This window comes from Variovorax sp. GW823-FHT04F07 (assembly GCF_058795995.1).
This window is the reverse complement of the sequence record NZ_JBXAIG010000007.1, coordinates 226,058-239,368: the sequence shown is the minus strand read 5'-3', so window position 1 is coordinate 239,368 and position 13,311 is coordinate 226,058. Positions and strand designations below refer to the sequence as shown.

14 protein-coding genes are annotated in these 13,311 nt (G+C 69.0%); 10 read left to right on the top strand and 4 right to left on the bottom strand.

Going from position 1 to position 13,311, the window contains the following annotated elements; translation table 11 throughout:
- Nucleotides 1–4 precede the first annotated feature (4 nt).
- The 3 genes from AC1RAA_RS27140 to gtdA form a co-directional block, all read right to left on the bottom strand.
- The gene (locus AC1RAA_RS27140; RefSeq protein ID WP_492731555.1) at nucleotides 5–1,219 is read right to left on the bottom strand and encodes a 3-hydroxybenzoate 6-monooxygenase; all 1,215 of its coding nucleotides are present in this window, start codon (nucleotides 1,217–1,219) and stop codon (nucleotides 5–7) included.
- Between the two features lie 16 nt (nucleotides 1,220–1,235).
- Nucleotides 1,236–1,940 carry a fumarylacetoacetate hydrolase family protein gene (locus AC1RAA_RS27135; protein ID WP_159273551.1) on the bottom strand — a complete coding sequence of 235 codons (705 nt, stop codon included), beginning with the start codon at nucleotides 1,938–1,940 and terminating at the stop codon, nucleotides 1,236–1,238.
- A gap of 69 nt (nucleotides 1,941–2,009) precedes the next feature.
- Nucleotides 2,010–3,092, bottom strand: a complete 1,083-nt coding sequence (gene gtdA / locus AC1RAA_RS27130) for a gentisate 1,2-dioxygenase (RefSeq protein ID WP_492731553.1) — start codon at nucleotides 3,090–3,092, stop codon at nucleotides 2,010–2,012.
- Nucleotides 3,093–3,224: 132 nt separating this feature from the next.
- On the opposite strand from gtdA, the gene AC1RAA_RS27125 reads away from it, so the two are divergent.
- From AC1RAA_RS27125 to AC1RAA_RS27100, 6 genes are all read left to right on the top strand, one after another.
- Nucleotides 3,225–4,121 (top strand): LysR family transcriptional regulator, encoded by an 897-nt coding sequence (locus AC1RAA_RS27125; protein ID WP_492731551.1) that lies wholly within the window; start codon nucleotides 3,225–3,227, stop codon nucleotides 4,119–4,121.
- A gap of 85 nt (nucleotides 4,122–4,206) precedes the next feature.
- Complete coding sequence (locus AC1RAA_RS27120) at nucleotides 4,207–4,656, top strand: acyl-CoA thioesterase (RefSeq protein WP_062476095.1); 450 nt, start codon at nucleotides 4,207–4,209, stop codon at nucleotides 4,654–4,656.
- Between the two features lie 88 nt (nucleotides 4,657–4,744).
- Complete coding sequence (locus AC1RAA_RS27115) at nucleotides 4,745–5,233, top strand: phasin family protein (RefSeq protein WP_492731549.1); 489 nt, start codon at nucleotides 4,745–4,747, stop codon at nucleotides 5,231–5,233.
- Nucleotides 5,234–5,359: 126 nt separating this feature from the next.
- Nucleotides 5,360–6,067: a TetR/AcrR family transcriptional regulator gene (locus tag AC1RAA_RS27110; RefSeq protein WP_070063441.1), complete on the top strand. Its 708-nt coding sequence runs from the start codon at nucleotides 5,360–5,362 to the stop codon at nucleotides 6,065–6,067.
- A gap of 7 nt (nucleotides 6,068–6,074) precedes the next feature.
- Entirely contained in the window at nucleotides 6,075–6,923 is an 849-nt protein-coding gene (locus AC1RAA_RS27105; protein WP_492731547.1) for a hypothetical protein, read from the top strand.
- 81 nt (nucleotides 6,924–7,004) lie between these two features.
- Nucleotides 7,005–7,262 (top strand): acyl-CoA-binding protein, encoded by a 258-nt coding sequence (locus tag AC1RAA_RS27100; protein ID WP_062476104.1) that lies wholly within the window; start codon nucleotides 7,005–7,007, stop codon nucleotides 7,260–7,262.
- A 13-nt stretch (nucleotides 7,263–7,275) separates the two neighbouring features.
- Here AC1RAA_RS27100 and AC1RAA_RS27095 read toward each other — a convergent pair whose 3' ends face one another.
- On the bottom strand, nucleotides 7,276–8,514 hold the full coding sequence (locus AC1RAA_RS27095) for a CaiB/BaiF CoA transferase family protein (RefSeq protein ID WP_492731545.1): 1,239 nt from the start codon (nucleotides 8,512–8,514) through the stop codon (nucleotides 7,276–7,278).
- A gap of 307 nt (nucleotides 8,515–8,821) precedes the next feature.
- On the opposite strand from AC1RAA_RS27095, the gene AC1RAA_RS27090 reads away from it, so the two are divergent.
- The 4 genes from AC1RAA_RS27090 (at nucleotide 8,822) to AC1RAA_RS27075 (ending at nucleotide 13,299) form a co-directional block, all read left to right on the top strand.
- Complete coding sequence (locus tag AC1RAA_RS27090) at nucleotides 8,822–9,715, top strand: helix-turn-helix domain-containing protein (protein WP_062476111.1); 894 nt, start codon at nucleotides 8,822–8,824, stop codon at nucleotides 9,713–9,715.
- A gap of 119 nt (nucleotides 9,716–9,834) precedes the next feature.
- The gene (locus AC1RAA_RS27085; RefSeq protein ID WP_062476114.1) at nucleotides 9,835–10,755 is read left to right on the top strand and encodes an ABC transporter substrate-binding protein; all 921 of its coding nucleotides are present in this window, start codon (nucleotides 9,835–9,837) and stop codon (nucleotides 10,753–10,755) included.
- A gap of 49 nt (nucleotides 10,756–10,804) precedes the next feature.
- Nucleotides 10,805–12,322, top strand: coding sequence for a sugar ABC transporter ATP-binding protein (locus AC1RAA_RS27080; protein WP_492731632.1), 1,518 nt, complete (start codon nucleotides 10,805–10,807; stop codon nucleotides 12,320–12,322).
- Nucleotides 12,319–13,299 carry an ABC transporter permease gene (locus tag AC1RAA_RS27075; protein WP_070063446.1) on the top strand — a complete coding sequence of 327 codons (981 nt, stop codon included), beginning with the start codon at nucleotides 12,319–12,321 and terminating at the stop codon, nucleotides 13,297–13,299. Before AC1RAA_RS27080 ends, AC1RAA_RS27075 begins: the two co-directional genes overlap by 4 nt.
- Nucleotides 13,300–13,311 lie beyond the last annotated feature (12 nt).

Here is a 13,311-nt window from a genome sequence, read left to right as displayed (position 1 = left end):
CGTGTCAGCGCGGCGCGGGCGCATCGCCCAGGCAGTGCTCGGGTCGCCAGGCGTACAGCCATTCGACCGCATCGTAGAAGCGTTCGGGCGTGCGCCCGGTCCACAGGCTGTTGCGCACCAGGCGCTCCACGCCCTGGGCGTGGTACAGCCGCCCCATCTCGCGCACCGACAGCACGACGCGCGCGCAGCGTGCGATGCGGGCCTGTTCGTAGCGCTGGAAGGCGGCGGTCATGTCGAAGTCGCAGGCCTTCACGGCCTCGCCGAGCGTCACGGCATCTTCGAGCGCCATGCAGGCGCCCTGCGCGAGGTACTGCATCATGGGATGCGCCGCGTCGCCCAGCAGCGTGGCCGGGCCGTCGCTCCAGCGCTCGACCGGGTCGCGGTCGGCGGTGCTCCAGCGGCGCCACGAAGTCGGGCGGTCGAGCAGCTGGCGCGGGCGTGCGTGCACGCCTTCGAAGTACGACAGCACTTCGTCCTTGCTGCCGTCGGTGACGCCCCACTCTTCTTCTTCACGGCTGTGGAAGGTGACGACCAGGTTGTACTGCTCGCCGTGGCGCAGCGGGTAATGCACGAGGTGGCAGTTCGGGCCCGCCCAGACCACGGGCGCGTTCCATTGCAGGTCGGCGGGCATGTCGGCGGCAGGCACGACGGCGCGGTAGACCACATGGCCCGACACGCGCGGTGCGTCGCCGATGAGCTTGGCGCGCACCACCGACTTCACGCCGTCGCAGCCGACGATGGCATCGGCCTGGAAACGGCGGCCATCGCGCGTGACGGCCGTGACGCCGTGCGCGCCGATGTCGATCGCCTCGACCTGCGCCGAGGTGTGGAAGCGGATCAGCGGATGCTGCTTCACGGCCTCGTGGATCGCGCCGTGCAGGTCGGCGCGGTGGCTCACGGCATACGGGTTGCCGAAGCGCGCGCGGAAGGCCTCGCCGACGGGCACCGAGGCCACTTCGCTGCAGTCGACCGCGTCCATCATCACGAGCCGGTCGGTGAACACCGAGCTGCGGCGCACGGCCTCACCCACGCCCAGCGCGTCGAGCGCCGCAAAGGCGTTGGGGCCGAGCTGCAGGCCGGCGCCGATCTCGCCGATGACGGCGCTCTGTTCGAGCAGGTCGATGGCCACGCCCAGGCGTGCGAGCGCGAGCGCGGCGGCCATGCCGCCGATGCCGCCGCCGACGAGCAGCACGGAAGGAGGTTGCTTCGAGAGGGTCATGCGCGGGCCGGGACGCTCAGTCGATGCGGACCGTGAGCGAGGGCAGGCGCTCGATGCTGACCTTGATCGTCTGGCCCGGCTTCACCGCGCCCACGCCTTCGGGCGTGCCGGTGAAGATCAGGTCGCCGGGCTGCAGCGCGAACAGCGTCGAGAGGTTGGCGATGACTTCGTTCACCGACCAGATCAGGTGCGTGATGTCGCTGTTCTGGCGCACCTGGCCATCGACCTCGAGCGTGATGGCGCCGGCGTTGATCTCGCCCACGTCGGCCAGCGTGCGCAGCGGCGCGATGGGGGCCGAGAAGTCGAAGGCCTTGCCGATCTCCCAGGGGCGGCCGGCTTCGCGCATCTTCATCTGCAGGTCGCGGCGCGTCATGTCCAGGCCCACGGCGTAGCTGTGGATGTGGCTGGCGGCCTGGTCGACCGGGATGTCCTTGCCACCCTTGCCGATGGCGACCACCAGCTCGGCTTCGTAGTGGTAGTTGCTCGTGAGCGAGGGGTACGGCACGGCACCGGTGGCGCCTTCGGCGACGGGCACGACCGAGGCGTCGTCGTTGGGCTTGCAGAAGAAGAACGGCGGTTCGCGGTCGGGGTCGAAGCCCATCTCGCGCGCATGCGCCGCGTAGTTGCGGCCCACGCAGTAGACGCGGCGCACGGGGAACTGCTGGTCGGAGCCGACGATGGGCAGGCCGACGATGGAAGGGGGTGTGAAGACGAAGGACATGGAAGCTCCTGCCGCGTGGGACGGCACATCAGACAAACAAGAAAAAGAAAGAAGAGGGTCGCCGCGCTTTCAGGCGTCTTCGAGAAAGGCTTCGCGCAGGATGCCCATGGCCTGCTGCACGGGGCGGTCGGAAAAGCTGAAGAGCACGGTGTCTTCGTTCGGCGACGACAGGCGCAACGGCGCCCACGAGGGCACGACGAAGGTGTCGCGCGGGCCGAAGTCGAAACGCTGGCCGGCGATTTCGGCCGTACCGTGGCCTTCGACCACGCTGTAGACCGTGCCGTCGGTGGCGCGGTGCGCCTGGCCCGCGAAGCCCTTCGGCAGCAGCTGCAGCTGGGTCGAGATGGTCGGCATCGGCGAGCCGCCCGTCAGCGGGTTGATGTAGCGCAGCTTGTGGCCGAGCCAGGCATCGGGCGCCTCCTGCTTCTGCAACTGGGCCAGCGCCTCGCGGCTGCGCAGGTAGGGGTAGTTGAAGATCGGCGAGGTGGCCGAGGTGTGGTCGTGCCGCACCGGCACCATGTTGTGGCCGAAGCGCGCCAGGCTGTGGCCTTCGGGGCGCGCCACGTGCTGCACCTTGGCGTCGTCGTTCTCGGCGAAGCCGGCGTCGAAGAAGCGCAGCATGGGAATGTCGAGGCCGTCGAGCCAGACCACCGGCTCGGTCACGCCTTCGATGCCTTCGTTGCCATGGTCGTGCCAGGCCCACGAGGGCGTGATGATGAAGTCGCCGGGGTGCATCGTCGTGCGCTCGCCGCCCACGGTGGTGTAGGCGCCCTTGCCGTCCACGATGAAGCGCAGCGCCGACTGCACGTGACGGTGCGACGGTGCCACCTCGCCCGGCATGATGAGCTGCAGGCCGGCGTAGATCGACTGCGTGATCGACGCGTTGCCGGGCAGCGCCGGGTTCTCGAGCACCAGCACGCGGCGCACGGCCTCTTCGGCGGTGATGAGGTCGGCCGACTCCATGAGCAGCGGGCGGATCTCGTCGTAGCGCCACAGCGCGGGCACGCACGGGCTCGCGGGCTCGCGCGGCACCAGCACGTGCAGCGACTCCCACAGCGGCGAGAGGTTCAGCGGACGGATGCGGGCGTAGTAGTCGCGGCGCTCGGCGGCGTTGGCCGGTGCGCTGGCGGCCTGGGAAGAAGCGGGGTTCATGGGGGTCGGTGTCTCCGTTGGCGGCATTGTTGACCCGCACCACTATTTCCTCAAGACCTCGTGCCAATACACGGAATTCGAAATTTCGATAATGGTGCCTTTCGCCTTCAGGGCTCCGTCCCGCCTCACCCCATGTCCAAGCTCGATCTCGAATGGCTCGCCGTGTTCGACGAGGTCTACAAGACCGGCAACGTCACCAAGGCGGCCGAGCGCCTGGGCATGGCGCAGGCGGCGGCCAGCACGGCGCTGAACAAGCTGCGCGCGCACTTCGACGACCGCCTGTTCACCCGCACCGCGCAGGGCATGCAGCCCACGCCGCACGCCGAGCGCATCTACCCGAACCTGCGCGAGGCGCTGGCACAGCTGACGCAGGCGCAGGGCAACCGCAGCAGCTTCGAACCGGCGCGCGCGCAGCGGCGCTTTCGCATCTGCATGACCGACATCAGCGAGGTGGTGCTGCTGCCCGGCCTGCTCGACCACCTGCGCCATGCGGCGCCGGGCGTGCACATCGAGACCGAGATCATCTCCACCCACAGCGGCCGCCGCCTGCAGGACGGCGACGTCGACCTGGCCGTGGGCTTCATGCCGCAGCTGGACGCGGGCTTCTACCAGCAGGTGCTGTTCATGCAGAACTTCGTCTGCCTGGCGGCGCAGAACCATCCGCGCATCGGCGCCAAGCTCACGCGCAAGCGCTTCGAGGAAGAGGCGCACGCGGTGGTGTCCAGCTCGGGCACGGGGCACGCCATCGTCGACACCACCATCGCGCGCCTGGGCCTCAAGCGCAACGTGGTGGTGCGGCTGTCGAGCTTCCTGAGCGTGGCGCGCATCGTGGCCCACACCGAGCTGATCGTGGTGGTGCCGCGCATCCTGGGCAACGTGCTGGCCACGCAGGAGCCAGTGAAGGTGCTGGCGCCGCCCTTCACGCTGCCGGCCTACGCGGTCAAGCAGCACTGGCACGAGCGCTTTCATGCCGACCCGGGCAATGCCTGGCTGCGCCGCACGCTGGCCCAGCTGTTCAGCGGCAGCTGAACAGCGGCGGGCGGGCGCCAAAGGACGCCCGGGCGCTCGCATAATCGCGGCTCCCCACCCACAGCCCACAGAAAAAAGGCGCCCCATGTCTTCCATCACCCTCCGATTCCTGGCCGAACCCAGCACCGTCAACTTCGGCGGCAAGGTCCACGGCGGCACGGTCATGAAGTGGATCGACGAGGCCGGCTACGCCTGCGCCACCAGCTGGGCCAAGCGCTACTGCGTCACCGCCTTCATCGGCAGCATCCGCTTTCACCGGCCGATCATGATCGGCGACCTGGTCGAGGTCGAGGCCCGCCTGGCCTACACCGGCAAGACCAGCATGAACATCTCGGTCGAGGTGCGCAGCGGCGACATGAAGGGCGGCGTGATGGAAAAGACCACCGAATGCCTGATCGTGTTCGTCTCCGTCGACTCGCACGGCCGGCCGCTGCCGGTGGAAGCCTTCGTGCCCGGCACGCCCGGCGAAATGGCACTGGCCGAGCGCGCCAAGGCGCACCTGGACGCCAGCCGCGCCGCCGGCGGCACGCCCTGATCCGGGGCGCGGGGATAGGCGGCGCGCCCTAACCACGGCGCGCCCGGGCGGCTAGAGTCGTGTGATTGCATCCCAAGGAACACACCGCATGGCCACCTCCCGAGACGACGACAGCAACGACAAGACCGACCGCATCAAGGACTCGGCCCAGCAGATCTGGCTGGCCGGCCTCGGCGCCTTCGCCAAGATGCAGCAGGAAGGCAGCAAGGCCTTCGAGGCGCTGGTCAAGGACGGCGCCGGCATGCAGAAGAAGACCCAGCAGGCCGCCGAGGAAACCCTGGCCCAAGCCCAGCAGCGCATGGCCGGCTTCGCCAGCGAGTTCGGCACCAAGGCCGCCGGCCAGTGGGGCAAGCTCGAGAACATCTTCGAAGACCGCGTGGCGCGCGCGCTCGAAAAGCTCGGCGTGCCCTCGGCCGCCGACGTGGCCGCGCTGCAGGCGCGCGTCGAGGCGCTCGAGGCCCAGCTCAAGCAGCGCGACGCCAAGACCGCCGCCACGGCGCCCCGCAAGTCCGCCGCGCGCAAGGCCGCGCCGGCCTCCGCCGCCAAGAAGACCCTGCGCCGCCCCAAGGCCGGCTGACATCGTTCTGTAATTGCGGCACTGCACAAAAATTCAGCGCCGCAAAACATGTCCCGCACCGTTCATGGTGCAGCGCACATGCGCTAGAGTGCCCCCAAGACCAAGAGAAACCACGGGGGCACCGACATGGCAAAGAAGGCGCCACGCCGCACTGCGCAACGCATCCTCGAAGCTGCATTGGATTTGTTCAACCGCTTCGGGGAACCGAACGTGTCGACCACGCTGGTGGCCGGCGAACTGAACATCAGCCCCGGCAATCTCTACTACCACTACCCCGCCAAGGAAGAGCTGATCAACAAGCTCTACGAAGGCTACGAAGCCGAGCTCAACGAGCTGCTGCACGCCAGCGAGGGCGTGCACGACGTGGAGGACGCCTGGTTCTTCATGCACAGCCTCTTCGAGCTGATCTGGCGCTACCGCTTCCTGTACCGCGACCTCAACGACCTGCTGAGCAAGAACCGGCACCTGGAGACCCAGTTCCAGCTCGTGCTCAAGAACAAGGCGCGCGCCATCCGCCAGCTGATCGCCGGCCTGAGCCGTGCCGGCCACCTGGACATCGACGCGCACGAGGTCGACACGCTGGCCCAGAGCATGGTCGTGGTGCTGACCTACTGGCTCAGCTACGAATACGTGCGCAACCCGCGCCAGGCGCTGGAGCCCGCGCACGCGCAGGGCGCGCTCATGCGCGGCGGCCACCACACGCTGCACCTGCTCGCGCCCTACCTCGCACGCGACCAGCGCCGCCACCTGCTGGCGCTGAGCAATGCCTACAACGGCGAAAGCGCCGCCAGCAACCCCAGCCCCGTGCCACCCACTGTCGATATGGCGGCCTAGAACATCCATGCCCCACTCCGATTTCAAACCGCTCTCGCTGCTGTCCGCCGGCCCTGCCGCGGCCACGGCCACCGCCGGCACCGAACCCTGGACGCCCCTTCCCTACCCCGACGTGCCCCGCTACGACGCGCGCAGCCTGCTCGCCCACTGGCAGCGCCTGCACGCCGGCCACGCACTGCCGCCGCCCGCGCCCGACGCGCCGCTGGCCGAAGGCTGGGCGCTGTACCACAGCGGCGAGTTCGAACGCGCCGCCACCCTCGGCTTGCGCCACGGCCCCGACGGCCTGGCGCTCGCCAACCAGGCGACCGCGATCTACGCCAACTACCTGGAGCCGCGCGAGGCCGTGCGGCTCGCCATGTTCCGCCAGGTGATCGAGCGCGCCGGCGCGCAGGTCGCCGCCGAGCCCGACAACTGCCAGGCGCTCTACTGGCAGGCCTACGCCCTTGGCCGCTACAGCCAGGGCATCAGCGTGGCCCGCGCCCTGGCGCAGGGCCTGGGCACCAAGCTCAAGGGCGCGCTGGAGCACGTGATCGAACTGCAGCCGGAGCACGGCGACGCGCACCTCGCACTGGCCGCCTTCCACGCCGAGGTGATCGACAAGGTCGGCGCGCTGGTCGGGCGCATGACGTACGGCGTGCGCGCCGAGACCTCGATCGAACTGTTCGAGCGCGGGCTGGCGCTGCACCCGCAGTCGGCGGCCGGGATGATGGAGTACGCGCGTGCGCTGCTGATGCTGCACGGCGAGTCGCGCCTTGGGGAGGCGAACGGGCTGTACGAGAAGGCGGCAGCGCTGATGCCGGCGGATGCGCGGGAGCGGCTGGATGTGGAGCTGGCGCGCGCCGGCCTGACGGACTGAAGGGCCTGGATGCTCACGATTGGTACCACTTGGTACCAATCCATTTAAGATGCGCGGTTTCTGACCTTCTTCCCGACCGCCATGTCCGACCTCAACGCCCAATTCGAAGCCGCCCAGGCCAACTCCAAGCTGCTGGCCGAGCGCCCCGACAACCCGACGCTGCTGAAGATCTACGCCCTGTTCAAGCAGGCGACCGAAGGCGACAACACCGCCAAGAAGCCCAGCTTCAGCGACATCGTCGCGCGCGCCAAGTGGGACGCGTGGACCGCCCAGAAGGGCGCCACCGCCGACGAAGCCAAGCAGAAGTACATCGACCTGATCGAGTCCCTCCGGGGCTGATCCTCCGCGTCGATCAACCGACGATCCCGCGTTCCTGCAACGCGGCGATCTGCCCGGCGCTCAACCCGATCTCCTCCAGCACCGCCTGCGTGTCCGCCCCCAGCGCCGGCGCATTGCGCCGGTGGCCGGCCGGCGTGAGCGACAGCTTGGGCACGAAGCCGGGCACCGCGAGCGCGCTGCCGTCGGGCATCTTCACCTCCTGCAGCATGCCGCGCGCGGCGTAGTGCGGGTCGGCCGCGATGTCGGCGATGGTGTAGATGCGCCCGGCCGGCACATGCGCCGCATCGAGCGCGGCCAGCACCTCGGTCACCGTGCGCTGCGCGGCCCAGTCGCCGATGGCGGCATCGAGCATCCCGACCTGCGCCACGCGCCCCGTGTTGCCGGCCAGCGCCGGGTCGGCTGCGAGGTCCGGCCGGCCGATGCAGGCCATGAGCCGCTTGAAGATGCTGTCGCCGTTGCCCGCGACGATGGCGTAGCCGCCGTCCGCGCAGCGGTAGGCGTTGGTGGGCGCAATGCCCGGCAGCGCGCTGCCGGCGGCCTCGCGCACCGCGCCGAATTCGGCGTACTCGGGCAGCAGGCTTTCCATGCAGTTGAAGACCGCCTCGTACAGCGCGACGTCGACCACCTGGCCCCGGCCCTTCGGAAATTCGGCGCTCACGGTGGCGTGGCGGTGCTGCATCGCCATCAGCACGCCGATCACGCCGTGCAGCGAGGCCAGCGTGTCGCCGATCGACACGCCCACGCGCACCGGCACGCGACCCGGTTCGCCCGTGAGGTGGCGCAGCCCGCCCATGGCTTCGGCCACCACGCCGAAGCCGGGGCGGTCGCGATAGGGGCCGGTCTGGCCGTAGCCGCTGATGCGCAGCATCACGAGTGCGGGGTTGGCGGCCAGCAGTTCGTCGGGCCCCAGGCCCCAGCCTTCCATCGCGCCGGGGCGGAAGTTCTCGACCAGCACGTCGGCCTCGGCCGCGAGCTGGCGCACGATGGCCTGCGCCTCGGGCTGGCGCAGGTCCAGCGCCAGCGAGCGCTTGTTGCGCGACTGCACCTGCCACCAGACGGAGGTGCCGTCCTTCAGCAGCCGCCAGGTGCGCAACGGGTCGCCCGCGCCGGGCGGTTCGATCTTGACCACGTCGGCGCCGAAGTCGGCCAGCGTGCGCGCCGCGAACGGGCCGGCGATCAGTTGCCCGAGTTCGACGACCTTGAGGCCGGCCAGCGGACCCGCGGCCGGAGGGGAAAGAGAGCTTTGCGTCATGGCTTGCGAGTGTGCCGTGCCGCCCCGGATGCCGGATCGGGCCGGGAAAACACCTATGAAATCTTGACACGGCGCGAAGCGGCTCTTTTGCACCGCAGCAATTGCGCTCCGGCATGCGCCACGCCCCGAGGAGAAAGGGGTTTGCTGCAGCGCAGCGCGTCGTCGCGCCCTTCACTACCAGGCAGGACCGCGACTCAAAAAAGTATCAGTTGCGCACCCCAACGCTGGTTGTTGGCATCCGGAGCGATTCGTACAGTCCGCCTCACCCCACCCCGGGGCCACCACCACAGAGGAAAGACCGCCGGCCATGCAACCCGATCTGGAAATCGTCGAAGTCCAAGGTGACGAATCGTTCACCGCCTGGGCGCACGGCTATCCGTATCGCACGGTGCGCTGGCACTTCCATCCCGAGTACGAGATCCAGCTGATCGTCGAGACCCAGGGCGTGTACTTCGTGGGCGACCACGTCGGCCACTTCGAGCCGGGCAACCTCGTGTTCATGGGCCCCGACCTGCCGCACAACTGGATCAGCGACGTGCCCGCCGGCCAGAGCGTCGAGCGCCGCGGCATCGTGATCCAGTTCCCCGCCGCGCTGGTACGCAACATGGCGGCCACCTTCCCCGAGTTCCGCCGCATCGAGCCGCTGCTGGCCGAGTCGGCCTCCGGCCTGCTCTTCTCGGCCGCCACCGCCGCCGCGGCCAAGCCGATCATGGAAGCGCTGCTCGAGGCGCGCGGGCTGCGCCGCGTGGTGCTGCTGCTGTCGCTGTTCGAACTGCTGGTGGCCAGCGACGACCGCCAGCGGCTGGCCAGCCCCGCGTTCACGCCCGACCCGAAGGCCTTCATGTCGCACGCGATCAACAACGTGCTGGCGCACATCGCCGCCAACCTGGGCGACGAGCTGCGCGAGCCGATGCTGGCCGAGCTGGTGGGCCAGAGCCCGAGCGCGTTCTCGCGGTCGTTCCGCAAGCACACGGGGCAGTCGTTCGTGCGCTACGTGAACCGGCTGCGCATCGGCCGCGCCTGCGAGCTGCTCGCCAACAGCGACAAGCCCGTGCTCGACGTCTGCATGGACGTCGGCTTCAACAACGTGTCGAACTTCAACCGGCAGTTCCTGCTGCACAAGCGCATGCCGCCGACCAAGTTCCGCCATTTCCATCGCATGCAGCTCGCTGCATCGCGCGCCGCCAACAGCCCGCCGTAGCGCGCCGCCCCGTGTTCCCCGCGTCGTTCCTGGCGCGGCGCACTCCGCGCCGCGCAGGGCGCCCCTTTGCCCGCGTTTTTTGCAGACCGTCACACAACCAACCTCAAGGAGACAACCCAATGAAGAGCCTTCTCAAAGCCACCGCCCTCGTCGCCGCCCTGGCCTGCGGCACCACCGCCGCACTGGCCCAGGCGCCCAAGCAGCCGCTGCGCATCGGCATGACCTTCCAGGAACTGAACAACCCCTACTTCGTGACGATGAAGCAGGCACTGGAAGAAGCCGCCGCCAGCATCGGCGCCACCGTGGTCACCACCGATGCGCGCCATGACGTGGCCAAGCAGATCGGCGACGTGGAAGACATGATCCAGAAGAAGATCGACATCCTGCTGCTGAACCCGACCGACTCGGCCGGCGTGCAGTCCGCGGTGCGCTCGGCCAAGAAGGCCGGCGTGATCGTGGTGGCGGTCGATGCCAACGCGCAAGGCCCGGTCGATTCGTTCGTGGGTTCCAAGAACCTCGACGCCGGCCGCCTGGCCTGCGAGTACCTCGCGAAGAACATCGGCGAGAAAGGCGACGTGGCCATCCTCGACGGCATCCCGGTCGTGCCGATCCTGGAGCGCGTGAAGGGCTGCCGCGAGGCGCTGGCCAAGTACCCCGGCATCAAGGTCGTGAGCACGCAGAACGGCAAGCAGGAGCGCGCCACCGCGCTCACCGTGACCGAGAACATCCTGCAGGCCAACAAGAACCTCAAGGGCGTGTTCAGCGTGAACGACGGCGGCTCGATGGGCGCGCTCGCGGCCATCGAGGCCAGCGGCAAGGACGTGAAGCTCACCAGCGTCGATGGCGCACCCGAAGCCATCAAGGCGATGCAGAAGGCGGGCTCGAAGTTCATCGCCACCACCGCGCAGTACCCGCGCGACCAGATCCGCCTGGCCATCGGCATCGCGCTGGCGAAGAAGTGGGGCGCCAACGTGCCCGCGGCCGTGCCGGTCGACGTGAAGCTCATCGACGCCGAAGGCGCCAAGACCTTCAGCTGGTAAGTTGCCGGACGCGCCGCCCGTGACCGTCACGTACGAACCACCCCGGGAGATGCTGCGGCTGGAAGGCGTGTCCAAGCGCTTCCCGGGCGTGAAGGCCCTGTCGAACATCGACCTCTCGGTGCGCCACGGCGAGGTGCACGCGCTGCTCGGCGAGAACGGCGCGGGCAAGTCGACGCTGATGAAGATCCTCGGCGGCATCCACCAGGCCGACGAGGGCCGCATCGTCATCGACGGCACCGAGTGCCACTTCGCCGGCTACGGCGACGCCATCGCGGCGGGCATCGGCATCATCTTCCAGGAGTTCAGCCTGGTGCCGTACCTGAACGCGGTGGAGAACATCTTCCTGGGCCGCTACCGCACGAACCGCTTCGGCCTCATGGACCAGGCGGCCATGCAGCGCGAAGCCCGCGCGGTGTTCGACGAACTGGGCGTGCAGATCGACCTCGGCGTGCCGATCTGCCAGCTCTCGGTGGCGCAGCAGCAGTTCGTCGAGATCGGCAAGGCGCTGTCGCTGAAGGCCCGGCTGCTGGTGCTCGACGAGCCCACCGCCACGCTCACGCCCAACGAGGCCGAGCACCTGTTCAAGGTGATGCGCGCGTTGCGTTTCAAGGGCGTGGCGATGATCTTCATCTCGCACCATCTCGATGAAATCTTCGAGGTGTGCGACCGCATCAGCGTGCTGCGCGACGGCGCCAATGCCGGGCATGTCGACGTGGCCGCCACGACCGTCGACGCGCTGGTCGAGATGATGGTGGGCCGGCGCATCGAACAGAGCTTTCCGCCCAAGCCGCAGCCCGCGCCGAACGGCCGCAAGGTGCTCGAGGTGCCCGAGATCCAGCTCGTGAAGGACGGCCCGGTCAACCGCTTCGACCTGCACGCGGGCGAGATCCTCGGCTTCGCGGGGCTGGTGGGCTCGGGACGCACCGAACTCGCGCTGGGCATGATGGGCGCCGACCGCGTGCACCGCAAGACGGTGCTGCGCAACGGCCAGCCCGTGCGCCTGGACGACCCGACGCAGGCGCTCGCGCACGGCATCGGCCTGCTGCCCGAAAGCCGCAAGGTCGAAGGGCTGATCACCGACTTCACGATCCGCTTCAACATCTCGCTGAACAACCTCGGGCGACACCGCCGCGCGGGCGTGGTCGACACGACTTCCGAGAAACGCGCGGCCGATGAACTCTCGCGCCGCGTGGGCGTGAAGGCGCCGGGCATCGACACCCGCGTGGCCACGCTGTCGGGCGGCAACCAGCAGAAGGTGGTGATCGCGCGCTGGCTCGGCCACGACTGCGACGTGCTGATCTTCGACGAGCCCACGCGCGGCATCGACGTGGGCGCCAAGGCCGAGATCTACCAGCTGATGCGCGAACTCACGCGCCAGGGCAAGTCGATCCTGATGATCTCCAGCGAGCTGCCCGAGATCGTCGGCCTGTGCGACCGCGTCGCGGTGTTCTCGGGCGGCGCCATCGTGGCCACGCTCACGGGCGACGCGATCAACGCGGGCGAAATCATGCGCCACGCGACGTCGTCCTCTCCCTCCCTTCCCTCTTCCTCCGGGAGCCCCTCATGACTGCCACCGCCACCCATCCCACGCCCCCCGTGCCCGCGGGCGGGTTCTTCACGCAGCTGCGCCGCTCCACGGCCTTCCTGCCGCTGGTCGGCCTGGTCGCCATTTCGGTCTTCATGATCGTGGCGACCGACAACTTCCTTTCGGCGAGCAACCTGCAGAACATCGCGCTGCAGTCGTCCATCAACGCGATCATCGCGGTGGGCATGACGGCCGCGATCCTCACGGGCGGCATCGACCTGTCGGTGGGCGCGGTGGTGGCGCTGTCGGGCACGCTGGCCTCGGGGCTGATGGTGCACTTCGGCCTGCCGCCCGTGCTCGCCGTGCCGCTCGGTCTCGGCGTGGGCGCGGTGATCGGCCTGTTCAACGGCTACTGCGTGGCCTACCTGCGCATGCCGCCGATCATCGTGACGCTGGCCACCATGGGTATCGCGCGCGGCATCGCCCTGATCTACACCGGCGGCTACCCGATCGACGGGCTGCCCGAGTCGTTCGCCTTCCTGGGCAGCGGCACGCTCGCGGGCCTGAAGGTGCCGATCCTCATCATGCTGGCCACCTACCTCGTGGCCTACGTGCTGCTCAACATGGCGCCCTTCGGCCGCTACGTGTACGCCATCGGCGGCAACGAGGAAGCCACGCGGCTGTCGGGCGTGCGCGTGTCGCGCTACAAGCTGCTGGTGTATGTGCTCAGCGGCCTCACGGCTGCTATCGCGGGCATCGTGCAGGCCGCGCGCGTCACCAGCGGCCAGCCCGGCGTGGGCGTGGGCTTCGAGCTCGACGCCATCGCGGCGGTGGTGATGGGCGGCACGTCCATCGCGGGCGGCCGCGGCGCCATCGTGGGCACGCTGGTCGGGGCGCTGCTGCTGGCCGTGCTCAACAACGGTCTCAACATGATCGGCGTGTCGCCGTACCTGCAACTGATCATCAAGGGCGGCATCGTGCTGCTCGCCATCTTCATCAGCCGTGAAGCCCGCCGCTGACCTCTTCTCCTC